The organism is Micromonospora endophytica, assembly GCF_003236305.1.
Taxonomy (GTDB): domain Bacteria; phylum Actinomycetota; class Actinomycetes; order Mycobacteriales; family Micromonosporaceae; genus Micromonospora; species Micromonospora endophytica.
The window spans coordinates 1-22,298 of sequence record NZ_POTX01000048.1; the positions used below are offsets into that span (position 1 = coordinate 1).

Annotated in this window: 23 protein-coding genes; 2 read left to right on the plus strand and 21 right to left on the minus strand. The window is 71.7% G+C overall.

Annotated features, from left to right (window positions below; translation table 11 throughout):
- Positions 1 to 47: 47 nt before the first annotated feature.
- A complete protein-coding gene (locus C1I93_RS09970; RefSeq protein ID WP_111242960.1) occupies positions 48 to 920 on the minus strand; it encodes an oxidoreductase in 873 nt (290 codons plus the stop codon).
- Positions 921 to 1,041: 121 nt separating this feature from the next.
- On the opposite strand from C1I93_RS09970, the gene C1I93_RS09975 reads away from it, so the two are divergent.
- On the plus strand, positions 1,042 to 1,461 hold the full coding sequence (locus tag C1I93_RS09975) for a winged helix-turn-helix transcriptional regulator (protein WP_111242961.1): 420 nt from the start codon (positions 1,042 to 1,044) through the stop codon (positions 1,459 to 1,461).
- A 39-nt stretch (positions 1,462 to 1,500) separates the two neighbouring features.
- Here C1I93_RS09975 and C1I93_RS09980 read toward each other — a convergent pair whose 3' ends face one another.
- The 18 genes from C1I93_RS09980 to C1I93_RS31945 form a co-directional block, all read right to left on the minus strand.
- Positions 1,501 to 1,698 carry a hypothetical protein gene (locus C1I93_RS09980; RefSeq protein WP_212808558.1) on the minus strand — a complete coding sequence of 66 codons (198 nt, stop codon included), beginning with the start codon at positions 1,696 to 1,698 and terminating at the stop codon, positions 1,501 to 1,503.
- Entirely contained in the window at positions 1,695 to 3,431 is a 1,737-nt protein-coding gene (locus C1I93_RS09985) for a DUF6519 domain-containing protein (RefSeq protein ID WP_111242962.1), read from the minus strand. Before C1I93_RS09985 ends, C1I93_RS09980 begins: the two co-directional genes overlap by 4 nt.
- Before the next feature lie 18 nt (positions 3,432 to 3,449).
- Positions 3,450 to 5,000, minus strand: a complete 1,551-nt coding sequence (locus C1I93_RS09990) for a phage tail protein (protein ID WP_111242963.1) — start codon at positions 4,998 to 5,000, stop codon at positions 3,450 to 3,452.
- A complete protein-coding gene (locus C1I93_RS09995; RefSeq protein WP_111242964.1) occupies positions 5,001 to 7,190 on the minus strand; it encodes a putative baseplate assembly protein in 2,190 nt (729 codons plus the stop codon).
- A complete protein-coding gene (locus C1I93_RS10000) occupies positions 7,187 to 9,025 on the minus strand; it encodes a baseplate J/gp47 family protein (RefSeq protein ID WP_111242965.1) in 1,839 nt (612 codons plus the stop codon). The genes C1I93_RS09995 and C1I93_RS10000 overlap by 4 nt, the downstream gene beginning before the upstream one ends.
- A complete protein-coding gene (locus tag C1I93_RS10005; protein WP_111242966.1) occupies positions 9,022 to 9,378 on the minus strand; it encodes a GPW/gp25 family protein in 357 nt (118 codons plus the stop codon). The genes C1I93_RS10000 and C1I93_RS10005 overlap by 4 nt, the downstream gene beginning before the upstream one ends.
- A 1-nt stretch (position 9,379) precedes the next feature.
- Complete coding sequence (locus tag C1I93_RS10010; RefSeq protein WP_111242967.1) at positions 9,380 to 9,703, minus strand: hypothetical protein; 324 nt, start codon at positions 9,701 to 9,703, stop codon at positions 9,380 to 9,382.
- Between the two features lie 2 nt (positions 9,704 to 9,705).
- The gene (locus C1I93_RS10015) at positions 9,706 to 10,305 is read right to left on the minus strand and encodes a phage baseplate assembly protein V (protein WP_111242968.1); all 600 of its coding nucleotides are present in this window, start codon (positions 10,303 to 10,305) and stop codon (positions 9,706 to 9,708) included.
- A complete protein-coding gene (locus tag C1I93_RS10020; RefSeq protein WP_119663622.1) occupies positions 10,305 to 11,378 on the minus strand; it encodes a hypothetical protein in 1,074 nt (357 codons plus the stop codon). Before C1I93_RS10020 ends, C1I93_RS10015 begins: the two co-directional genes overlap by 1 nt.
- A 65-nt stretch (positions 11,379 to 11,443) precedes the next feature.
- Positions 11,444 to 11,740, minus strand: coding sequence for a hypothetical protein (locus C1I93_RS10025; protein ID WP_111242985.1), 297 nt, complete (start codon positions 11,738 to 11,740; stop codon positions 11,444 to 11,446).
- An 8-nt stretch (positions 11,741 to 11,748) separates the two neighbouring features.
- On the minus strand, positions 11,749 to 12,396 hold the full coding sequence (locus C1I93_RS10030; protein ID WP_111242970.1) for a hypothetical protein: 648 nt from the start codon (positions 12,394 to 12,396) through the stop codon (positions 11,749 to 11,751).
- The gene (locus tag C1I93_RS10035) at positions 12,393 to 12,599 is read right to left on the minus strand and encodes a hypothetical protein (protein ID WP_111242971.1); all 207 of its coding nucleotides are present in this window, start codon (positions 12,597 to 12,599) and stop codon (positions 12,393 to 12,395) included. The genes C1I93_RS10030 and C1I93_RS10035 overlap by 4 nt, the downstream gene beginning before the upstream one ends.
- On the minus strand, positions 12,596 to 13,234 hold the full coding sequence (locus tag C1I93_RS10040) for a Pvc16 family protein (RefSeq protein WP_111242972.1): 639 nt from the start codon (positions 13,232 to 13,234) through the stop codon (positions 12,596 to 12,598). Before C1I93_RS10040 ends, C1I93_RS10035 begins: the two co-directional genes overlap by 4 nt.
- Positions 13,231 to 14,106, minus strand: a complete 876-nt coding sequence (locus C1I93_RS31160) for a hypothetical protein (protein WP_119663621.1) — start codon at positions 14,104 to 14,106, stop codon at positions 13,231 to 13,233. The genes C1I93_RS10040 and C1I93_RS31160 overlap by 4 nt, the downstream gene beginning before the upstream one ends.
- Positions 14,103 to 14,819: a hypothetical protein gene (locus C1I93_RS10055; protein WP_111242974.1), complete on the minus strand. Its 717-nt coding sequence runs from the start codon at positions 14,817 to 14,819 to the stop codon at positions 14,103 to 14,105. Before C1I93_RS10055 ends, C1I93_RS31160 begins: the two co-directional genes overlap by 4 nt.
- On the minus strand, positions 14,816 to 15,334 hold the full coding sequence (locus C1I93_RS10060) for a phage tail protein (protein ID WP_111242975.1): 519 nt from the start codon (positions 15,332 to 15,334) through the stop codon (positions 14,816 to 14,818). Before C1I93_RS10060 ends, C1I93_RS10055 begins: the two co-directional genes overlap by 4 nt.
- A gap of 56 nt (positions 15,335 to 15,390) precedes the next feature.
- Complete coding sequence (locus tag C1I93_RS10065) at positions 15,391 to 16,902, minus strand: phage tail sheath family protein (protein ID WP_212808562.1); 1,512 nt, start codon at positions 16,900 to 16,902, stop codon at positions 15,391 to 15,393.
- Positions 16,903 to 17,083: 181 nt separating this feature from the next.
- Positions 17,084 to 18,820, minus strand: coding sequence for an ATP-binding protein (locus C1I93_RS31945; RefSeq protein WP_212808563.1), 1,737 nt, complete (start codon positions 18,818 to 18,820; stop codon positions 17,084 to 17,086).
- 141 nt (positions 18,821 to 18,961) lie between these two features.
- On the opposite strand from C1I93_RS31945, the gene C1I93_RS10075 reads away from it, so the two are divergent.
- Positions 18,962 to 20,821, plus strand: coding sequence for a hypothetical protein (locus tag C1I93_RS10075; RefSeq protein WP_111242977.1), 1,860 nt, complete (start codon positions 18,962 to 18,964; stop codon positions 20,819 to 20,821).
- 10 nt (positions 20,822 to 20,831) lie between these two features.
- Here the strand turns inward: C1I93_RS10075 and npdG are convergent, their stop codons facing one another.
- Complete coding sequence (gene npdG / locus C1I93_RS10080) at positions 20,832 to 21,512, minus strand: NADPH-dependent F420 reductase (RefSeq protein WP_111242978.1); 681 nt, start codon at positions 21,510 to 21,512, stop codon at positions 20,832 to 20,834.
- Between the two features lie 31 nt (positions 21,513 to 21,543).
- Entirely contained in the window at positions 21,544 to 22,251 is a 708-nt protein-coding gene (locus C1I93_RS10085) for a TetR/AcrR family transcriptional regulator (protein ID WP_111242979.1), read from the minus strand.
- Between the last annotated feature and the right edge of the window lie 47 nt (positions 22,252 to 22,298).

A 22,298-nucleotide genomic window follows, 5' to 3' on the forward strand; every position in this document is an offset into this window, starting at 1 on the left:
GTCCCGCCCTACGGACTCTTCCCCCGAACGATCCGGGTGGAGAAGTGTCAGCCGGCGATCTTGTGCAGCTCGTCGAGGTCCGCCGCGGAGAGTTCGAGGCCGGCACCGGCGATGTTCTCGCGCAGATGCGCCACCGAGGACGTGCCGGCGATGAGGAGAATGTTCGGCGATCGACGCAGCAGCCAGGCCAGTGCGACGGAGATCGGTGTCGACCCGAGCCGGGTCGCGACGGCGGTGAGGGTGTCCGACTGCACCGGGCTGAAGCCGCCGAGCGGGAAGAACGGCACGTACGCGACGCCCTCGGCGGCGAGCCGATCGATCAGGGCGTCGTCGTGCCGGACGGCGAGGTTGTACATGTTCTGCACGGAGACGATCGGGGCGATGCGCTGGGCCTGCGCGACCTGCTCGCCGGTGGCGTTGCTGACACCGAGGTGCCGGATGACGCCCTGCTGTTGCAGGTCGACGAGCGTCTCGAACGCCGCGCCGATGGGCTCGGGGACGGGACCCTGCGCGTTACCGAGGCGCAGGTGCACCAGGTCGAGGACGTCGACGCCGAGGGTCTCCAGGTTGTCGGCGATCTGCTGACGCAGCTCGTCCGGCTGCCGCGCGGTCGGCCAGCCGCCCTCGGCGTCCCGCCGCCCGCCGACCTTGGTGGCGATGAGGAGGTCTTCGGGGTACGGGTGCAGTGCTTCCCGGATCAGCTCGTTGACGACGCGGGGCCCGTACGCCTCGGCGGTGTCGATGTGGGTGATGCCGAGGTCGACCGCTTCGCGCAGCACCGCAAGGGCGGCGTCGTGGTCCTTCGGTGGCCCCATGACCCAGGGGCCGGCGAGTTGCATCGCGCCGTAGCCGAAGCGGGTGACTGTGGTGTCACCAAGGGTCCAGGTGCCACCGGGCAGGTCGGGTGTGGTCGCGCTCATGAACAGAAGCCCTCTCGATGTGCCGTACGGACCGGATGGTCGTGCACCAGCTTCGACGGGCCGCTACCTTTTGGAAAGTAGTTACTTTAAAGTGAGCTGCTACCTGACAGGAGGAGGACAGGTGACCACCAGGACCGCCGCGGAGCGGAAGGCCGACGCGAAGGCGCAGTACAACGCCTTCCTGGCGGTCTGCCCGAGCCACCAGATCCTCGGCCGAGTCTCCGGCAAGTGGGTGGCGCTCGTCCTCTCCGCTCTCGGCAGCGGTCCGGACTGTGCCGGGGACGCACGTCCCATGCGGTATTCGGAACTTGCCCGGGTGCTCGCCGGGGTGAGCCCGAAGATGCTCTCGCAGACACTCAGGTCTCTGGAGCGGGACGGGCTGGTGTCCCGGACCGCGACCGCGACGGTCCCGGTGACCGTCTCGTACGAACTCACCGCACTCGGACTTTCGCTGCACCACACGGTGCATCAGCTCAAACTCTGGGCCGAGCGGCACCGGGACGACGTGGCCGCGCATCAGGACCGCTACGACGCGACCTGACCACCGCCCGCCGCCGCGCACCGCCCGCCCTACCGACCCTCAACCACTCTGGCCAGGTTGTTCGCCCAACTCCTCCTCGATCACCTGGATCGCTCCGCTGATCCGCAGCACCGTCTCATGCAGGGCAGCCTGCCGCTGCTCCAGGTCAGCCAGCGCCCGCTGGCCCGCCGCGTACTCGTCGCGCAGCGCCACCAGGCGGTGCTGCAACCGTTCGCGCAACGGATCCTCGGTGGTCATGGCCGCCCCTTGGCTGCCGTACGCAGGCTGGCCGTGATCGCCGGATCCTGGGCCAACGCCGTCCCCCAGAGCGCGCCCGTGTGATCGCGCCAGAACAGGTAGACCTGCTGCGGATCTCCATCGCGGGACTGGCCGGCGATGACCGTGGTACCGGCGGGTGCCGCGGCCAACTCCCGGGCCACGGTCCGCAGGTCGAAGCGGCCCGTCAGGCCGACGAGCGGACCTGCGCCGTCGTCCCGGGTGATGTGCAGCGCGGTGAACGTCGGCGGCTCGGCCCCGCCGACGGCGAGCCACCCACCCACGCTGAGCGGGCCCTGAACGACGGCGTCCCGGCGAACGTCGAGGCCCTGTGCGGAGAGCACCCCGGACACCGACAGGGAGCCGTACCCGGTGGTGTCGACAGGTGCCGTCGGGCTGCCGAACAGGCTCTCGGCGCCGACCGCGAGGGGGGTGGGGCCACTCGCGGCCGCCTGCCTGGCCGACGTCCCGCTGACCGACGTCGCCTGGAGATTTCTTCCGGTCACCGCTCCGCTGCTCGGACGTGGCCCGAACTCGACCCGGACGTCGGCGTCGAGCGACCACCTCCACTCGCTGTCGCGGGTGATCACCGCGAGCGGCGCGTACTCGTGCCGCACACCGTGTGCTGGCTGCGGTCCCGGTGGCCATTCGATGCCGCCGGTCGCCGCGCGGGCCGGAACCAGCCAGTAGTCCCCCGGCACGTAGCTTGCGGCGCCGGTGGGCGCGGGCGCGAAACGCACCTGAATGCCCTGCTCCAGCGGCTGCCAGCCGCCGGTGGCGGTCACCAGCCCGGTTGCTCCGTCCCACCGGCGCACCAATCGCACGGCCGGTGCCTGCCTCCCCGTCCAGGGCCAGCTCGCTGCGGTGGCCACCAACTGTCCGTCGGTGACCCGTTCCACCTGGACGACCGGGCCACGCTTGTCCGGGTCCACGACGAGCTCGATCCACTGCCGCTCGGCGAGGCCGTGTTGCCGGTCCCGGCCGACGCTGCCGACGGTGAGGGTACGGGTGGCCGACTGGACGTCGGAGACGGTCGCGGTCACCGCACCGTTCTCGCGCGACCAGGTGAAACGGACGTCCTGCCCGGTTACCGAGTGCACCTCCACCCGGTAGAGCTGGTTCTCCTGAACTGGCCGGTCGAGGTCGGCGCGGGCGTCGAGCAGCCCGGTGCTCAGGTTCGGCACCGGCGGTCGCCAACCCGGACCGATGACCGGGTAATCGTTGATGAAGGGCAGGATGGAACTGCCGATGCGCCAAGCGTGCTGCACGCGGGTGGCGGTGTCCGGCCCGCCGAGCGCCACCTCGCGAAGGGCCGGATCGTCGGCCGCGGTGACGTGCCGCTGCCAGGTGTCCAGATAGACAGCCGCCCAGAGGTTGTCGTAGTCGGACAGGTCGGGCAGCAGGTCGAGCACCGGCAGGCTGAGCGGCGCGTCGTTGTCGAGCGCGCGCCCCGCGACGTAGATCCGGCCCGGTGCGACCCGCAGCACCGGTGCCTGGCGCAGGTCACCCACCAGCTCGATGCGGAACCCGTCAGGGGTACGGCCCGGTACGCCGCTGTGGCCGACGACGTCGGCAATCGCCGACTCCAACCGGTATGCACCGATGTCGACCTGCTCGTTCCAGTCGGCGTCGAGCTGCAGGCGGCCCTGCTGCATCAGCACGCCCGCGTAGCGTCTGCGCCGGTCCCACGTCAGCCGTGAGAAGTCGCCCTTCATCCGCACTCGCTCCTCAGCTCACGGAACATCGATGATGCCCGCCTCCAACCCGTACGGGAGGTACTCGTCCACGACGGCACGTAGGGCCGCGTCGTGGTGGGTGCGCCGGCTGCCCGCGTACGCGCCGATGTCGGCCCGCTCGCCGGGGGCCGGGTCGGCGTATCCCCATGCGCCGTACCTGGTGGCGCGGAAACGCGGCGTTCGGCCGAGACCGGCCGGGGCGACGCAGGACCGAAGGGTGACCGTCTCGGTGGCGGTGGGATCCACTGCGAAGATCGACTCCATCGCGGTGAGTCGCCCCGCGGTCACCGGCCCGAGCACGGTGACCCGGGTGAGTTCGGCGACGTCGAGGGTGCCCTCGGCGAGCACGCTGTCCGTGGCGGCCAGGCGGCTGCCGTCGGGTTGCCGTACCGGCCCACTCACCGTGCTCTCAAGCAGCAGCTGTGACCCGGTGACGCCGGCCGGGACGGTGCAGTGCCGCAGCACGAGTTGACCCGCGCCGTCCAGCGTGACCGGCCCGCCGATGAGCAGCCCGTCGAGCACGACCCGTACGCCGGCACCGGCCCTGATCCGCAGCGCGCCCCGCAGGGTCGGTCGGCTGCCGTCGGCGGCCTGCACCGTCACCGTGACGTCACCCGTACCCGCGGCGGTGACCGTCATGTCGCGATCGAGCACGACGTCCCCGCCGACGGTCAGCGTGCCGTCCAGCGTGGATAGTGCGGTGAGCAGTGACGTGGCGTCGGTGAGGGTTCTGGTGGCGGCGGCGACGTCTCGCCGATACGGTCCGCCACCGATACGACCCGGTGACCGGTAGCGGTACCGGATCCGGCAGCGCGTCGGCGCAGCCCCGGTGAAGGTAAGTCGGCCCTGATCAAGGTCAACCAGGGGTGCTGGACCGCCGTCGATGTCGACAAGCTCGACGGCGGTCACCTCGGCGTCGATGCCGAGGGGATGGACCAGCCGGACGCCGGGCTGGTCGGGGACCGGGGTGGCCTCGACCGGTCCGGCGGTGAAGGTCTCGCCGCGCCAGACGAACACGCCCACGTTCGGCACGTTGTGGCGGCCCCGGCCGCTGCCGATCCGGCGTACGTCGGGCCGGGTGGCCAGGCTCGCCTCCGGGCCGCCGTGCCGGTCCAGGGCGGCGGTGTCCCGCACGTCGACGGTGCCACCGCTACCGACGCGCGGGTGACCGACGTGCTGGGTCATGCCGAGCAGGCCGAAGTACTCCACTATCCGGACCTGCCAACCGGTCGCCGCAGCCGCCGCCTGCGCCAAGGCGGCGGTCGTTCCCCTGCGGCGATGCCGGGACACGGTGTCGGCGACGAAGGCACGGGTCCGGTCGACAGGAAGCGCGGCGGGGTCGAGGCCGACCAACTCGGCGATCCGAGGCAGCACCTCGGGCGCACAGGTCTCGACGAACCAGTCGTCATACTGCGCACCGAGTCGCTCCTCGGCGGCGACAAGTTCGGTCTCCAGGACCGCCAGCAGGGCGCGCAAGGTGCCACCGAGGGCCGCGTCGCGTTCGCGGTGGACGGCCGGCAGCAGGCCGTACAGTCGTTCCGTCGGCATCTATGCCTCCACGGTGGACACGTTGACGGCAGCGAGCACGGGTAGTTGAGCCGGCTGGACCGCTCCGTGCGCCCACCGGGCGGGGGCACAGGTCACCGTGTGCGGCGGCAGGCCGGTCGGATCGACGGCAACGACGCCGGGCACGCCGTGCAGCAGCGCGACGAGCTCGCCACGGTGCACGTCCCGGGCGAGTTCGCGCCGGCCGGGGGCGAACGCGTTCCGCAGCACCGCCTCGGCGTCTGCCCGCACGGCAGCGGCGGCATGTCGCGGGTCCACCCGCACTCGGGCGTCGATCGTGACCGGCACCGGCCGGTAGGACCCGATGTGCATCGGTGGCCCCGGCGCGCGACGCTGCGCGATCGCCCGGCTGAGGCTGGTGTGCAGCACAGAGCCGGCCGGCACCGGCAACCCGCCGGCACCGACGACGGTGATGTGCAGCAGTGGCTGGCCGGCAGCCGCCAGTACGGCCATCCGGGCGGCGGCGATGCCCGCGAACGCGCGGACGAACCGGTCCACATCGGCGGCCGAGACGAGCCGGTCGGCGGCCGTGACCGGGCCGCTGAGGTGGGGTCGGGCGGCGATGCCGGTCTGCGGGTCGGTGCCGCCGGTCGCGGGCAACGGATTGGTCACCGCCCGCAGACCCGGCGGCCGGTTCTGGAGCAGGGTGAGAGCGCCGGCCGGAACGTTCCCGGCCGCGCCGATACCGCAGCGGTACCGGGCGGTGATGTTGTTGACCCCGTTGCCCGGCCGGGCCCCGTGGGTGCCGTCGCCGAACACCACCTCGACCCCACCGTCGCCGGTGCGGCGCAGCACGTACACCTCGTCGGTCGAGCCGGCGTCGGCGAGGTCGTCGATCCGCTGCCACGGCACCGCGTCGACCGAGACGACAAGGGCCGGCGCGCTGCCGTCCCCGGTCGGTGCCGGCAGCGCGGTCAGTGGCGCCCGGGCGAGGGTGAACCGGGCGTTCGCGGTGGCGTCGCCGTCGCCGAGCACCTCGTCCACTGTCTCACCGTGCGTGGCGAGGACCACGTTGCCGTACACCTGAAGCGTCGCCGGTTCGTAACGGCCCCGCAGCGGCGCGGTCAGCACCAGCGTGCCGGAGTCCGGCATGCCGGCGACGACAGCGGTCTCCCCGTCGTCGCCGCCGCGCAGCACCAGCAGCCGACCGGCAGGAAGCGGCGGCACCGGCGCGGCGAGCGTGAGTCGCGCCCCGGTGATGGGCGCGCCGGGCAACGGCAACGCTTCGCCGGAGAGCAGCACCTCGGTGCTGCGGGTACGGGCACCGAGAAAGTCGGCAAGGGTGGCGGTGCTGACACCGAGCCGCACCCGGCTGACCCGGGCGGTACGGCCGGCGTCCGAGCGGGTAACGGTGTCCACGCCGCTGATCGGCCACACGCCGGTGCCCGGCTCGCCGCTGAGCACCAGCCAGCGGCCCACTGCCGCGTCGCCGCTGACCCGATCCAGGTCGACCCAGGTCTGCCCGTATTGGGCCCGCAGCGCCGCGAGTTCCCCGCTGGCCGGCGGTGGCGCGTCGTGGCCGTACAGGCGCAGCCGGGCCGGCAACCGCAGCGCCACCGGCTCGGAGATGTCCATCGTGGACAATGGCCTCTGCAGGTCGACGACCTGGTCCGCGACGCGGGTCACCAGGCAGACGTACCGGTGCTGCGGCCCGCCGCCGACGATGAGCAGCGGCTCGCCGGCGCGGATGGTGGCCGGGCCGGCAAGGCGGAACCGAACGGTGCCGGCCGGCAGCGATGCTGGGCCGGGCGACGTGATCGGCAGGAGGTTCCACGCGGGGTGGGCGTCGAGATCCTCGGTGGTCTCGAACGGTAGCGGCTGCCCACCCGGGCCGGGTACGGACCGGACCGCCGTGCCGGCCGCGATGGTGACCCGCTCGGGCTGCCCATCCTGGCTGGCGACGGTGCAGGCCAGCGTCGCGCCGGCCGCGAGGCCGGGCCGCAGGCGGTAGCCCACCCCCCGCGCGAGCTCGATCACCGACCGGTCCTCCCGCGCGGTGCGCAGGTAGCCCTCCTCGGCGATCCGGTCGTGGTAGAAGGCGGCCACGTCGATGGCGCGGGCCCACGCGTCGAGCAGGGCGATCGCCGGATCTCGTGGATCACGGGTGGTGAGCGCGGCGAGCGCGGGCTGCTCGGCGAGCCGATCGAGCAACCGGCGCAAACGCTCGCTCATGACGGCTCTCCGGTGGTCAGGACCGTGACGGCGGCGGCCGATAGCTCAAGTGCCGCGTACGGGCCGGGTTGCAGCACACCGGTGTCGAGTTCGCCCGGATCGGGCTGCCCACGGCGGCCGAACCGGCGCAGGTCGGCCCAGGCAACCCCCGGCACGGCGGCGGCTCGCGCGATGACCTGGCTCAGGTACAGAGGTTCGCCGATGCCCCGGTCGGCGAAGGTGGTCTCGGTGAGTGCGGCGTGCACCGCCGCACTCACCTGGTCGGGTCGGTGCCCGACGGCCGGGCCGAACTCGACGGTCAGCTCGACCGGCACCCGCAGCGGGCCGCGAATCTGCAGTTCGGTGCCGATCAGCCGGTACGGCGCCAACCAGGCGAGCAGTTCGTCACGGAACGCCGGGTCGACCGGCTGCCCGCCCTGCCGGTCCACGACCACCACCGCGCTGTGCCAACTGCCGGTCCAGGTGAGGGTGACGGCGGCGGCGCGAACCTGCGGGTGGGCCACGGCGACGGCGACGTAGTCCTGCTCGACCACGCAGCGGCTCTGCTGCCGGGGTACCCGGGCGGCCGCGAGTCGGGTCTGCCCCATCGGCTCCGGATCGGTCCCGCCGACGGCGGGTACCGGGTTGCCGACCGACACCACCCGCCGAAGGTCGACCCCGGGGCCGGGCACCAGGTGGACCAGTGCGTCCCGCCCGATGTTGCCAGCGGCACCGTTGCCGACCCGGTAACTGGCCGACAGCGGCAGATCGGGCCGGCGGCCATACTCACCGTCGCCGAAGCGCAACACCGCAGTGCCGTCCTGCTCCATCTCCACCACCAGATGCGCCGCCAGCCGGTCACTGCCCAACAGGTCCGGCCTCGGCTGCCAGGTCCGCTGCGCATCGGCGACGGCAAGTGCGGCACCGGCCTGGGCGGGATCCTGACGTAGCAGGCCGGAGGCGGGCTGCTGGTCCGCGTCCACGGGTAACGGCTGGCACCAGGTCAGGCCGGTGCGTGACAGCCGCGCTCCGCTGCCGGTCACCAGTTCGGCCGGGACCCGCTGGCCATGATCGGCGAGAACGAGATTGCCGATCGCCACGGCACCCCCGGCCAACGGCAACGCGGCCGGCAACGCATCATCGGGATGCCAGGTGATCCGGGTGAGCCCGGTGCCGTCCACCGGCGCGGCGTCGGGCTCGGCCGCGGTGAGGCGAACCGCGAACGCGTCCTGGTCACCTGCGGCCCGCAGCAGCAGCACCTGGCCGGCGGTCAACCCGAGGCCGGTGCCGCGCAGCAGGGCGCTGGTCGCCCCGGCGGCGAGTGCGGGGGCCGGGCCACCAGCAGCGTCACCACCAGCGAGCTCGCCGGTCAGATGCAGGGCGAACTGGGCTGGCCCGGGATGCAGGACCGCATCGGTGATGGTTTCGAAGACCGTCACGCCACTGGCGGGCACCACAGTGTCGGCCAGCACCGGCGCGGTGTGTACGCCGACCCGGGTCAACACTCGCGTGCCGGCCGGGACCAGCACCGGTTCACCGTCGTCGACGATGACCTGCACCCAGACGCGCGCGTTGCAGCCCTCGTGCATCGGATAGCCCAGCAGACGGGCGTGCCGGCGGACGGAGACCCGACGCCGGGCGGTGCTCAGGTGCGCCTCGGTGCCGACCGCGTCCTGGAAGTAGGCCAACTGGTCGGCCGCGTAGGCGAGCACCTCCACCACGGTCTGCAACGGGTCGGCCGGGTTGTCATCGTGCCAGTCGGGTAGCAGCGTTGCCAGCCGGTCCAGCAACAACGCCCGTACGCTCCGGTAGTCGCGCGCCAGATGATCGACGTACGCGCTGTCCAGCCCCGTCATGCCGGCCCACGGACGGTGAGCACCTGCCGCTGGCGGTGCCGGACCGCCAGGTAGGTGACGGTGACCGCCAGCACCTCGTCGTCGTGGCTGACCAGCACCTCCTCGATCTGGACGAGGTCGCCGATCCACCGCTGCAACTCGCCCTGCACCAGGTACTGCACGGCGGTGTGCAACTCCGCCCCGTTCGGCTCGAACACCAGCGCGGTCAGGCCGGTGCCGAAGTCCGGCCGGTTGACCCGCTCGCCGGGGCGGGTGAACAGCAGCAACTCGATCAGCTGCCGCAGGTACGCGTCGTCGTCCACCTCGGCGGTGCGTCCCCGACCATCCACCGCGAACGGGTGCGCCAGATGCACGTCACACCGCCCGTACCCGCGGCTGGCCGACGCCGACAACCAGCGGCGTGCCGGCCGGGGCGCTCACGCTGGTGCTGCTGTGCAGCAGCACGGCTCGGCCCTGCGCGCGGACCCGCGCCGAAGCGGAGGTGAACTGCGCCGACACGCACGGCCCCGGGCCGTTGGGCGGCGTTGGCAGCGGGCAGCCGGCGACCGTCACCGGGTCACCGGCCACCAGCACCGGCGTCCCCGCCACCCGGACCCGGGTCACGCTCGACACCGTCGCCGCCCGCCCGCCGTGCGCGCACTGCACCGGCGTGGCGGTCGTCAACACCGGATCGCTCATCCTCAGCTCACCTCCAGGGCGCCGTCGTTGATGCTGACCGTGGTCGCCGAGAGCGCCACGCTCGTGTCCCGGTTGCGCAGCACCACCGTGTCCTGGGTCGCCGACAGCGTCGCCGCAAGATTCGCCAGAGTCAGCGAGGCCACCTCCCGGTTGACGGTCAACGCCGGTTGGCCGCCCTGCCACAGCACGGTCTGCCCGCCGGTGAGGGTCAATTCGGTGGTCTGCGTGCCGTCGGCGGCGGCCGGGACGGGCGCCGGGCCCTGCGCTCGCGGATCGACAGTGACCAGGGTGACCTCGCCGATTCGGAGCACTACGCCGGCAGGGGCGGGCACGGTGGTCGGGTACTCGCCCCGGCCCCAGAAGCAGCCGACCCAGATCGGCCGGTCCGGACTGCCCGCCTCGAACTCCACCCACACCCGCGTGCCCACCGGCGGTGCCGCGAGCAGGCCGACCCCCGGACCGGCGTACGGCACGCACGGCAGGGCCCAGCTGGCATGCTCGCCGAGCACCTCCGGCACCGACACCTGGATCCGGCCTTCACCCAACGGGTCGCGGGTGTCGGTAACCGTGCCCCGGAACTTGCCGAGGAACCGACCTGGCATCAGCGCTGCCCTCCATCGACGGTGCGGGTGGTGGACTCCGTGCCGGGCCGGGCGAGCCGGAACCGCTGCCGGTAGGCACCGCGGCGCAGCACGTGCGTGACCCGTTGCACGCGGTAGAGACCGTCGAACGCCCAGCCGGCGCCACGCAGGCCCACCAGCCGGTGTGGGGTCAACACGGCGCCGTACCCGGCGCTGTCCACTTCGCCCTCGGCCACGACCGCGCTTCGGGCGGACGCATCGGCGATCGCCTGAGCCTGTCCGGACGCGGCACCCGCGTCGAGACCGCCAAGGTCACCGGCGAGCACCGTACGCCAGCCTGGCTCCGGTCGGCGGGCCAGCGCCGACCGCGTCGGCGGCGCGGCGCCGACCGGCACGACCCGGCCGCTGGCCGCGTCCTGCAGGTGCCCGTTGACCCGTACCGGCTCCCGCCCGTCATGTCGGAACGTCACGTTGGTGATGTCGGCGGCGGTCCCGGTCGCGACGCTCAGCGCGGGCAGCGGTCGTCCCGCCAGCCCGGCCGGCGGACCCCAGTACGCGACGCTGCGCAGCGGCTGTGGCCCGGGGCGCAGGGTGAACACGTGCCCGGCCCGCTGGGCGAGCAGCACCAGGTGTTCCAGGTCGGTGCCGTGTTGGACCGGCAGGCGCTCATCGGGCAACGGCTGGTCCGCCACGGCCGGCGCAACCACCTGCGCGGTGATGCCATGGCGGGCGTAGCGGGCCAGGATCGCGGCGACGATCGCCGCGTCACCCATCGCCGGGTACGCCTCGATGCGCTGTTCGGCGTCCATGACCACGGTCAGGTCGTCTCCGGTCACCGCGACCACGCCAGCCCCGGGACGGTCGCCCGGCACGTACTCCCGGTGCGTGATGATGCCGTCGACAAGCACGGACGACGTGGTGCCGAGCTGGACGACAAGCACCACCCGGGACCGGGCGGCCAGCCCGTTCTCCCGCAGCAGCCGCTGATCCGTGCGGCCGCCCGGTCCACCCCGGCCCGCTTTGAAGAGCAGCTGGAAGGCGGCCGGACCGTGCTCGGCACAGACGATCTCCGCCCGGTCCAGGGACTCGGTCACCACCGATGTCGCCGGCCGCGGAATCGGCGCGCCGAGTAGGAGCTGAAGCCTTACCCCGAGGCGCATCAGGCGTACGGATCCGGGTGCGGCAGGCGCAGCCGCCGGCCGACCGTGGCGAGCAACTCGGCCGGGTCGACCGCATCGTTGGCGTCGCAGATCCGCCAGTACTGGACGGGGTCGTCGAACGCGCTGGCCGCGAGCCGGTCGAGTCGGTCGCCGCCGGTGGTGACGACCTCGCCGACAGCCGGGATCGTCGCGGCGGACGGTAGCACCCGGCGGGTGACGTATCTGACCCGTCGCCCGTCCGGCAGCGTCAGCTCGGCGGTCGGCAGGCCGACGTACCGGCTGTGCTCGTCGAACATCGGGTTCCTCACCTCCATGTCGGCAGCGGGGTGGGCAGCGCTGCCGCGGTCGCGCCGGCACCGAAGGAGGTGGCCAGCAGTTCCTTGGCGACCTGGTGCGCCACAAACAGGCCGTGGCCGAGGTTCGTGCCGGGCAGATCCTGGTAGGTGAGCACGTCCATGCCGAGCGAGACAGTGGCGCGTACCGGGTTCAACTCGGCGTCGTGGGCGTCCTCGCGGACCGAGAACGCGGTCAGGCGTACCGGCAGCACCCGCTTGGTGCCCCACACCAGGAGCGTGAGCGGCGCCTCCGGCGCGACGATCTCGATGGACCCGAGCCGGTTCAGCACCGCGTTGGCCAGGATCGTGGCGCTCTTGGGATACAGCAGCATCTCCAGCGCCGCCAGGATCGGATGGACGCCGAGACCCGCCGCGGCGGGGCCGTTGGCTGGCTGGTCGGCGGCGTCGATCTCGACCTCCAGGGTGAGCGACTCGCGCGGTGGACCCGCCAGCCGCAACGCCTCGGACCGCTCGCCCTCGGTGTCGGCGGTGCGCGGGGTCAGGGTCCGGTGCAACTGGCTCGGGTTGTACTGGAAGGCAATGACCGAGGCGAGCGGATTGCCGGAGTCCAGCGCCACCACAGCGCCGCGCCGAGTTCGTTGACCGGGGCCCGTCATGCGCGCGCTCCGGTGCGGACGAAGTCGGGCAGCAGGTCGGCCAGCGCACCGGCGATCGCACCGGCGGTGGTGTCCCGGTCCACCGTACGCCCGGCGAGCAGGTCGGCGAGGGCCTGTTCGGCCGCGTACAGCAATTCCGGCACCTCGTCGGGTGACCCGCCGGCGAGCACCAGCGTGCCCAACTTGATCTCCACGATTGTCACCGCGCGTCCCCCGCCCGGACCGTGACGGTGACGCCGTCCGCAGCGACCTGGGTTGCCGGTGCGGTGGCCACGTCCGCATCGAGCACCACCACCGAGGCCTGATAGAAGACCGACAGCGCGTACGGTGCCTGGAACAACACAGACCACAGCTTCGACAGCGTCTCGGCCGACATGCGTTGCAGACTCAACGTGATCGTCTCGACCTGGTCGGCCAGGTCGGCCCCGGCAAACGGCCCGTCGGGGCCGTCGGCCGCGAGTGCCGCCCGGATGACGGTCGGGGTCAGTCGCGGTTCGCGGTGCAGCGCGGTCAGCACCTCACCCAGCATCTGCTGCGGCACCAGCGCCGCCTCATCGCCGTGAAAGGTCAACAGATACATCAGGTCGACAGCGACGCGGGGCCGACGACGCAGCTGACCGGTGGCGGTACGGGTGGGCAGATCCTCGTTGCGCCACACCTCATTTGGGATCACCTGGAACAGGAACACGTGGATCGAGGTGCCCTGGGCGGCCCCGTCGGCGGCCTTCGTCGGCGGACGGGTGAGCACGCTGACCCCAGGAACAGCGCGGCTCGCGGCCTCCTGCACGAGACTCTGCAGGACCCGCGTGGTGGCGGCCACGGCCAGACTGTTGCTCACGGCCGCCGGTCCTCACGATGCCGGACGTATTCGTCCAACGAGAGTTCCGGACGCCGCCCGGGTCGGCTGTCGCGGCGCTCGCGACCTTCCCGACTGCTCTCCCGACGTGCCGGTGCCGGTGCCGGCAGCCGGACCTCGACCCGGTCCACGGTCAGCCGGACGGTGACCGGCGCGGGCTGCCCGCTGTCACGGCGTCCCGGCACCGGCTGTGCCGGTTGCTGCTCACCGCCGGGCCACTGCGTCGAACCAGGCCGGCCCACCTGCCGCGCCGGCTGGCCTTCCGGCGACGCCAGCCGGCCCAGCTGCCGCGCGGGCTGCCCTTGCGGCGTCGCCAGCCGGTCCACCTGCCGCGCGGGCTGGCCTTCCGGCGTCGCCAGCCGGCCCAGCTGCCGCACCGGCTGACCTTGCCGCGTCGCCGGCCGGTCCAGCTGAGCTGTCGGGCGGTCGGCCGAGGAGGGCCGGGCGGTGACATCAGCGTCGGGGATCGCCGGCTCCAGCGGTGCGTGGCTGTCAGGGGCGGCCGTCGCGGCGGTCGGCACCGCGACAAACCGCACCGGATCGGGAACCGCCGGTGCGGCAGCCGGGCCCGCCGCACCGGCCGCCTCGGCGCTGGTCCCCGCCGGCGCAGGGCGCAGCGGCACGGATTCGCGCACCGCCAGCGGGCCCACGGTCCTCGGCGGCAGCGGTTCGGGGACCGGCGCGGCATTCCTCGACAGCGTGGTCGCGGGCGGCAGCGGGTCGGTGGACTGGTCCGTGAGCGCCAGGTCGGCGATCGGCTCCCGCTCGCCGACGGCGAACCGCGCGGCGACCGGGCGCAGCGACGCGACCTCTCCCCTGGCCCGGGCCAGCAGCCGGTCGAGCAGGTCGGTCATCGCACGAACTCCAGGTACGCCTCGCGCCGGCGATCGGACAGGGCCAGGATGTCCGGTTCGCTCCAGCCGTACGCCCGAGCCAACGTGTCGACGTCGGAGAGCAGTCGGAGGGCGTCGATCCGCAGCCGCGCGGTGAGAAAGGCACCCGCGTCGAGCAGGGTGTCGCAGGGCGCCTGACACCACGGGCAGGTGGCGGCGAGGGTCGGGTCCACCAGCGGGTCATGCTCGGCCAGCGCGCGCAGCGCCGCGTCGAGCGCCTCCGCCGGAAGATCCGTCACCGCGACCGGCTGCCCGTTGCCAGCCGCGGTGACGATGCGCGCGGCGAGGGTGTGCCGACCGCCGATCCGGGCGGCGGCCAGGTCGTCGGTGTCCGGTGGCCGCACCCGCAGCCGGTAGCCGTCGACCTCGACGGTCAGCGCGTCGTCGTCCGGCGTGGCACCCGCACCGGTGGTGATCAGGTCGGTGACGGCAAGGGAGATCTCCACGGTCTCGCCGCAGGAGGTGCAGTCGAACGCGCCGTCGAGCCGGTCACCGTAGACGGCCAGGTACCACCGCAGCAGCGCCTCGTCGCGGCGGCCGACGCCGATCCGCCGCAGCGCAGCAGGTTCCGCGTCCGGGTGGGCGGCGCGCAGCAGAGCCAGATCACGATCGAGGGGTCCGGCCCCGCTCACTGCCTCCCAGAGGCCCAGCCGATCAGCGGGCGTACCGGTCATGCCGGCAGGCTCGGCTCGGCGGGCTCCACCACGGCCTCGTCCCGCTCCCAGCCCTCGTGTTCCAACTGGATCGACTGGATCGCGATCGAGTTGGCCTGGGCATCCAACTCCGGCAGGGCCACGTACTGCGAAACCCAGCACCGGTAGACGTGGTAGGCGAGCACCACCTGCCCGGCCTCGTTGTAGACCTCGATGATCAGGTCCTTACGAAAGTCGCCCAGGGACGTCTCCGCACCGAGTCCTCCGCCGTACGCCCAGGCCTTGTTCGCCCACCGTTCGAACTCCAGGTCATGGGTGACCCCACGCTCCAGCGTGATCGGCTCGTATCTGGTGTGCCCCGGCGATTTGCGCTCGGTGCTGGGGTCGCCGCCGTCGCGGTGGCTGATGACCTCGGTGGTCCGCCGCAGCGCCCCGACCTTCGTGACACCGGCGACGTACCGGCCGTCCCACTTCACCCGGAACTTGAACGTCTTGTACGGGTCGAAGCGCTGCGCGTTGACGGTGAACTGCGCCATTGCCGTCTCCTGTCACGAATGAGTGTGGTGTCCCGGTGGGCGGTGTCGCGACGCGGCTAGGCGTCGAACTGACCGGCGGCCTGGCGGATGGTCAGCACCACGAACTCGGCCGGCTTGAGAGGCGCGAAACCGACGACGACATTGACGACGCCCGAATCGACATCAGCCTGGGTGGTGGTTTCGCTGTCGCACTTGACGTAGTACGCCTCCCGGGTCGAGCGGCCGGCGAACGCCCCCTGCCGGAACAGCTGGTGCAGGAAGGCCCCGATGTTGAGCCGCAACTGCGACCACAGCGGCTCGTCGTTGGGCTCGAAGACCGCCCACTGGCAGCCCCGGTAGAGACTCTCCTCCAGGTGCAGCGCCAGCCGGCGTACCGGGAGGTATTTGTACTCGTCAGCGAGCTGGTCCGCGCCGCGCAGCGTACGGGTGCCCCAGACGACCACGCCGGCGTTGGGCACCGCGCGCAGGCAGTTGATGCCGAGCGGGTTGAGCCGACCGTTCTCGCCGTCGGTGAGGGACACCGCCGGCGCAGACACCCCGACGAGGGCGGTGTCGAGCCCGGCCGGCGCCTTCCAGATGCCACGCTGGGCATCGGTGCGGGCGATCACGCCGGCAACCGCGCCGCTGGGCGCGAAGGTCTCCGGCGCGCCGCCACGCAGCGGATCGGACTGGACCAGCCGAGGATGGTAGACCGCCGCGTTGCGGGCGTCCGGGCCGGCGAGCGTGGTGAGCAGTTCACCGGCATCGGTCAGCGGGTCCCAGGCGGCGGGTGGATCGACCAGCAGGACGGCGCGCCGGCTGGCACAGTAGGCCATCGCCTCGGCGTACACCGCCAACGGGGTGTCACCGTCGAGCGTGTCCGGCGGAATGCACAGCAGGTTGAACAGGTCGACGTGTTCCAGCGCGTACAGGCCGGTCTTCGTGGCTCGGCTGCCGACGAGATCGGCGCCGGTCAGCTTGCCGCCGTCGTCGCCCCCGGTGGCACGCGTGGGTGCCACCGCCAGCGCGGCGGCCCGCGTCCGGGCGGCCTTGGTGCGGGTCCCGGTGCCGCTCGCGGCGGACTCGGCCGGGGTTTCGGCGGTGGGGGTGGTGGTCGGCAGGTCCGCGTCCACCCGGACCAGGCGGGACTGGTGGGCCAGCACCCGATCGACCCGGCGGGAACCATCGACCACGGTCAGGTTGGTGAACCGCTCGGTCACACCACGCCCGGTGACCGTCAGGTTGAACAGGTGCTCCGCCGGCACGCCGAAACGCTCGGCGATGTCGTCGGTGATGCCCTCGGTGTCGACCTGTGCGGTGACGTCGTTACCCCAGGCACCCGGATGCAGCACCGCGAGGTGAAGCCCGCCGACCGTCAGCTGCGCCACCCCGTCGCCGGTGGATGGCGGGCGAAAGACCCGCACCACCACGGCGCGGCCACCGCCGTTGAGAAAGAAGGCCCGCACGGAGTACGCCAACGGCGCATCGATCGACAGCCCACCGAAGGAGCGCTCGAACTCCCCGAAATTGTCCACCACCACCGGCGTGTCGACCGGGCCCCAGACCGTGCGGCCGACGAAGGCGGTCACCGATGCGCTGACACCGCTGATGGAGCGCACTCCCGAGGCGTCTTCCCTGATCGAGACGCCAGGAAAGGTGGGCGCACTTGGCATAAAGGATTCCCTCAAGGGAGCAGTCAAGGGGCGAACAGCCTGGACAGACCGTAGCCGCACCCGACGCCCGTGGCAACACCATCCGTGTCTGCGCTGTTCAGCCGTTTTCCGTTGCCCAGCCACGGATCTCGGCCGCCACGATAGGCCGTTCGTCCTTTATGGACTCGTCGAGGGCGGCGTCGCGCAGATGCCGCATGCCTACCGATTCGCCGGCCTCGGCGGCCAGCATCGCCGCCCCGAGCGCGATATTGCGGATGCCGCCGCCAGCGACCTGCAAATTTGCCAACAGATCGAGATCGAGTGCGGTTGTCGGGGTGCCGGGCGGGAAGGCTCGACGCCAGATCTCGGCGCGCAGCGCGGCGTCGGGAAACGGGAACCGCACCACGAACCGCAGTCGCCGCCGGAACGCCTCGTCCATGCCGTCGGGCAGGTTGCTGGTGAGCACCGCCAGCCCGGTGTAGGTCTCCATCCGCTGCAACAGGTAGCTGACCTCGATATTGGCGTACCGGTCGTGGCTGTCGCGGACCTCGCCCCGGCGCCCGAAGAGCGCGTCGGCCTCGTCGAACAGCAGCACCGCACCGGAGGTCTCCGCCGCGTCGAACACCCGACCGAGGTTCTTCTCCGTCTCCCCGACGTACCTGCTGACGACTCCGCTGAGGTCGATCCGGTACAGGTCCAGGCCGAGTTCGTTGGCCAGCACCGCGGCGGCCATCGTCTTGCCGGTGCCGCTGCTGCCGGTGAACAGCGCGCTCACACCATATCCGGGGAAGCCCCAGCCGTGGTGGACCCGGCTGCGCTGGCGCACGTGCCGCGCGATCGCCCGCAGGCTCCGCTGCTGTGCCGGGGCGAGCACCAGATCGTCCCAGGTCACCGCCGTCGGTACCCGCTGCGCCAGGCCGTCGAGCTGCGGTCGGTTGCGGACGACGCAGACCTGCCACACCTGCTCACCGGTGGCTGCGGCCTGCTCCGTCACCGTCCGGATCATCGCCGGAGTGAGGGTGAAGGTCGACACCAGCCGGTCGGTGAGCTGGCTGTCCACAAGCGCCGACCGCCAGGCCGTCCGCTGCTCGTCCGGGCTGGGTGCGGGGACGTCGAGGACCGCGCCAGGGCGACCCCGCTGCCAGTCGGCGACACCTGTCGCGACCAGGCCGTCCGGGGCCAGCAGCACCCGACCGGAGAGCAGCGCCTCACGTTCCCACAACCTGGCGAAGGTATACCGCTGGGCCGGGAACTCCGGGGCCGGCGGCGCGGTCAGCGCGTACCCTTCGACGCCCACGATCGCGCAGGCCGCCGCGACGATCGCCCGGGTCTCCTCCTCGGCGGCGCCCCGTAGCTGCACCAGGCTGTCCGGGGTGCCGGCCCAGCACGCGGCGAGCCGGCGCGCCGTGGCAGGCGGCGGGACCGCCGGATCGGGGCGCAACACAGTGAGCAGGGGCAGCAGCCGCTCCTCGAGCTGGTCGACACCGAGCAGGTGCAGCAGGATCCGGGCACTGATCCGCAGCGGACGTCCGGCCAGCGTGTCGCCCGCGCCGAACTCGATCAGCTCCCAGTGCCGCAGTGGCCCCTGGGCCCCGATCGCGCTCCAGTGCGGCGCCGGCAGGACCGCCCGGGCGAGGTCGAACGTCGGCAGACTGGGTCCGGCGCTACCGCGGGCCTCGCCGCACAGCTCGGCGGCGCCGGTGTCCAGTTCGACGGCGGCGCAGAGCAACAGCAGGTCGGTCTCGAACGGACTCAGCCCGAACGCGGCGGCGACGGTGGCCACCCGGGCCGCCGGCACATGCTCGTACACCTGCGGCCGCAGCCATGTCGCGAAGTCGGCCCATCGGTCGTCCACCGGGCGAGGGTACGTGCGCTTGCGGCGGGACCCGCCGCACGGCACGCTATCGAACCATCGACCACACCGAGCGGAGAAGCAGTGCCCCCGAAGAGCCGCTCGCAGAGCAACCAGTCCGAGAACGCGTCGCGACCAACGGGCATGAGCCCGCTGTATCGGCTGCGGAACACCGAGGCCGCCAGCGCAGCGCTGTGGCGGTATCTGCCGATCAGCGATCGACTGGCGCTGCGTGGTGTCGACAAGGCAAGCCGAGACGGGTTCGGCCGGCTCAGCCCGGACCTCGCCAACCTCGATAGGGACTTCACCGCGTACCAGCAGTCCGAGGCGTTCACCAGGCGCCAGAATGACGCCGCCGAACACGGCTACGGCATGCTGAAGAACTCGGGAAAGGTGTTCGTCCAGACCTACAAGATGAGCGGCGACCGTTTCTCGATCGCCGCGAGCCTCATCCTCGACCCCACCGCCGGCGTGGTGATCCTCGCGGACAACGACCCGAAGTCGACGCAGCGGGCGGCGGAGATCCGCACGTTCTACCTCGATTCGAAGATCCCTCCGGAGAACGTCCGGATCCATCAGGTACTGCACCAGAGATACACGCAGAAGCCGGGGGCGAAACCGGCGGATCTCGCGTACCAGGAGTTCAAGGCGTGGTCGCGTGGGGCGCAGCCCGGCCCGCTCCGGCCGGCCTGGTTGGACCGGGCCGTACGGCGCCGGTCCTACCCGCTCTACCAGTGGGGAAGCCGGGGCACCGCCACCGTCGGGCAGCATCTTCAGGAGCGGGGTGCGGAGACCGTACGAGCCAGCGTCCGTGCGCACTGGACGTTCGACAACGACGCCGAAAAGTTGACACTCCTTGGCGCACTCCTGGCTCAGTGGGGTTTCCAGCCCAAGACGAAATATGTGCTGTTGTGGGCCAAGAAGGGCGCCAAGACCGCCGCGAAGGCGCACCACTTCGTTCCACTCGACACCTGGCAGGAACTCGCTCGGCGCTGCCGGGGGGTCGGGTACACGCCGGTGGCCGCCGGGGACGACATCGGCCTCGACACCACGCCGAACCTGGCACAGTTCTGGAGCAGGGACGAATGGAAGAGTGTCTTTCCATCTTCCCGAATTGCCCAGCTGGCCCTCTATGGCGAACTGGCCCGGCAATGTCCGGAGCTCAAGAGCGTCGGCATGATCAGTGGCGCGCTCGAAGGTCCCGCCCTGCTCGGCATCCCCACGATGTACCTTGAGGAGCGGACCAGCGAACGCTTCGATCGGTTCCACACCTGGAGCAACGGCAGATTGCCTGGATTCGAGCACTTCGCGATCGCTGCGCCACCCGGCTACGAGCAGCAGAAATACTGGGCCGACTTCGCCAAGGACGCGCCGGAGAGGCTCCGCAAACGATACGAGGCGCTGCTGCGCTACGCGAAGGCGACCGACAACGAACAGTTGGCGAAGGTGAGCCCGGAGGCCAAGTCCGTCGAACCCCGACTCGGCTACGCGCTCGACCGGAGCGCGGCACCGGAGCACCGGCCGGACGCCACAGACAAAATGCGGGCTCTTGCCCGGACGTTCGCGGACGAGGCGTTGGCCGAGAAGATGGCGCTCGAGGCCAGGTTCGCGCGCCTGGGACCGGACGCCACGCCGCAGTCGGACGCCAACGAGTTCGACCTGACCGAGCCGGAATGGGCGGAGATCATCCACTGGGTGCAGACCGGCTCGCTGGCCCGCAACCGGTTGTCGGCGCCGGACGAGGCCACGCTCAGACGCGCCTGGCACAGCTCGCCGGAGGAGTTCAAGAGCGCGTTCGAAGGCGTCTTCCCGGCCGCGCGCGGCGCTGTCACCACCGCCGCCCCGCCAAAGGCCAAGAACAAGGCGATCTCCCGCAAGGCCAGTTATGGACCCTACATCTCGGCCATCAACAAATGGATGGACAAGGTGAGCCTGGTCAGGGATCCCCGGTTCGACGCGGTCACCGCGCTCATGCGGGACCTACGGGATCAGCTCCAGGACTGACCGTGACCTGTCACACGTCGGTGATCCGGATCCCGGCGTGTGCCTTGTACCTGCGGTTCACGCTTATCAGATTGGCGGTGAGGGCCTCGATCTGGTGGGCGTTACGCAGGCGTCCGCCGAAGATGCCACGCACCCCGGGGATGGTGCCGGCGAGCTCCTGCACCAGGTCGGTCGCCGCGCGTACGTCACCGAGCACCAGCACGTCAGTGTCGACCGGAGCGGCCTCGGGATCGTCGAGCTTCACCGCGCTCACGCTGTGGAAGGCGCCCACCACGGTGCTCTCCGGCAGCAGTGCCTGCGCCTGTTGCGCCGCAGACCCCTCGGCCACTGCAAGCGGGTAGGCACCCTGCTTGTCGAAGCCGAGAGGGTTGACGCAGTCGACCACGACCTTGCCACTCAGCGCGGTCGCGAGCCCTTTGAGCAGGTCCGCATGCCCCTCCCAGGGCACCGCCACCACCACGATGTCGCCCGCCGCGGCGGCTGCGGCGTTGTCCGCTCCCGACACCGAGCCGCCGGTCCCCGCCGCCAGTTGGGCGGCCGTTTCGGCGGCACGCGCCGCATCACGGCTGCCGATGACCACGGTCAGGCCGACGGCCGCGAAACGTCGGGCCAGGCCACGTCCCTGCGGACCGGTACCACCCAGCACAGCGATGGTCTTGCCGGTCAGCGATCCGGGCAATGGGTCATGCATCGGGGGTACTCCTGACTAGGGGTATGAACGATCAGGTCGGTTGCGGGACAAGCTGGGTGACCCACGCCACGAGGGCGTCGATCGCGAAGTCGTAGGTCTCCCGAGCCGGGAGCAGGGCCAGATCACTCGCCCATCCCACCACCAGCGGAAAGTGGGTGACCGGCAGCGCGGCGTAGAAGTGCTCCTGCTGCCGGCGAAGCTCAAGCACCTCGGCGGTCGGCTCGCCACCCCACGGTCGGGGAACGCGATAGGTCGTGTAGCCGATGGCGTGTTGGATCAGGAATCCGTAGCACTGGACCGCCAACGGAGCGGGCAGGCCAGCGGTCACCAGTCGGCGCAGCACCGACTCCATCGCCACGCGCAGGGAGTCCGGGCTGCGGGTCGTCCTGCTGGCAAGCAGCAGCACGACGCTTGGGTGCTCGGTCATCAACTGGAGGAAGGCGTCGGCGATCGCCCGGATCGCTTCTTCGGGTGACTCGTCGGGAACGCTGGCCACGGGCAGGGTGCTCATGACATGGTCGGCGACCGCGTCGAGGAGATCCTCCTTGCTCCTGAAGTAGCCGTAGAGGGTCATCGCACCGACATTCAGCCGGCTCGCGAGACTGCGGATGGTGACCGCCTCCAGGCCGGTCGACGCGTCCGACATCTCCAGCGCCGCGGCCACGATGTCCGCCTTGCTCAGCTTGGCGCGCTTGGACGGTGGTCGCCGGCTCACCGGCTCACCCTTCACGGCTGGCATCGGGCTCTGTCCTCCTAGGTACTTGCTGCCTGGGCTCTCTCGCCGTA

What these genes read in the sequence shown, in the direction of transcription:
- C1I93_RS09970 (WP_111242960.1), bottom strand. Translation starts at nt 920, where the DNA reads ATGAGCGCGACCACACCCGACCTGCCCGGTGGCACCTGGACCCTTGGT.
- C1I93_RS09980 (WP_212808558.1), bottom strand. Translation starts at nt 1,698, where the DNA reads ATGACCACCGAGGATCCGTTGCGCGAACGGTTGCAGCACCGCCTGGTG.
- C1I93_RS09985 (WP_111242962.1), bottom strand. Translation starts at nt 3,431, where the DNA reads ATGAAGGGCGACTTCTCACGGCTGACGTGGGACCGGCGCAGACGCTAC.
- C1I93_RS09990 (WP_111242963.1), bottom strand. Translation starts at nt 5,000, where the DNA reads ATGCCGACGGAACGACTGTACGGCCTGCTGCCGGCCGTCCACCGCGAA.
- C1I93_RS09995 (WP_111242964.1), bottom strand. Translation starts at nt 7,190, where the DNA reads ATGAGCGAGCGTTTGCGCCGGTTGCTCGATCGGCTCGCCGAGCAGCCC.
- C1I93_RS10000 (WP_111242965.1), bottom strand. Translation starts at nt 9,025, where the DNA reads ATGACGGGGCTGGACAGCGCGTACGTCGATCATCTGGCGCGCGACTAC.
- C1I93_RS10010 (WP_111242967.1), bottom strand. Translation starts at nt 9,703, where the DNA reads ATGAGCGATCCGGTGTTGACGACCGCCACGCCGGTGCAGTGCGCGCAC.
- C1I93_RS10015 (WP_111242968.1), bottom strand. Translation starts at nt 10,305, where the DNA reads ATGCCAGGTCGGTTCCTCGGCAAGTTCCGGGGCACGGTTACCGACACC.
- C1I93_RS10025 (WP_111242985.1), bottom strand. Translation starts at nt 11,740, where the DNA reads ATGTTCGACGAGCACAGCCGGTACGTCGGCCTGCCGACCGCCGAGCTG.
- C1I93_RS10030 (WP_111242970.1), bottom strand. Translation starts at nt 12,396, where the DNA reads ATGACGGGCCCCGGTCAACGAACTCGGCGCGGCGCTGTGGTGGCGCTG.
- C1I93_RS31160 (WP_119663621.1), bottom strand. Translation starts at nt 14,106, where the DNA reads ATGACCGACCTGCTCGACCGGCTGCTGGCCCGGGCCAGGGGAGAGGTC.
- C1I93_RS10055 (WP_111242974.1), bottom strand. Translation starts at nt 14,819, where the DNA reads ATGACCGGTACGCCCGCTGATCGGCTGGGCCTCTGGGAGGCAGTGAGC.
- C1I93_RS10060 (WP_111242975.1), bottom strand. Translation starts at nt 15,334, where the DNA reads ATGGCGCAGTTCACCGTCAACGCGCAGCGCTTCGACCCGTACAAGACG.
- C1I93_RS10075 (WP_111242977.1), top strand. Translation starts at nt 18,962, where the DNA reads ATGAGCCCGCTGTATCGGCTGCGGAACACCGAGGCCGCCAGCGCAGCG.
- npdG (WP_111242978.1), bottom strand. Translation starts at nt 21,512, where the DNA reads ATGCATGACCCATTGCCCGGATCGCTGACCGGCAAGACCATCGCTGTG.
- C1I93_RS10085 (WP_111242979.1), bottom strand. Translation starts at nt 22,251, where the DNA reads ATGCCAGCCGTGAAGGGTGAGCCGGTGAGCCGGCGACCACCGTCCAAG.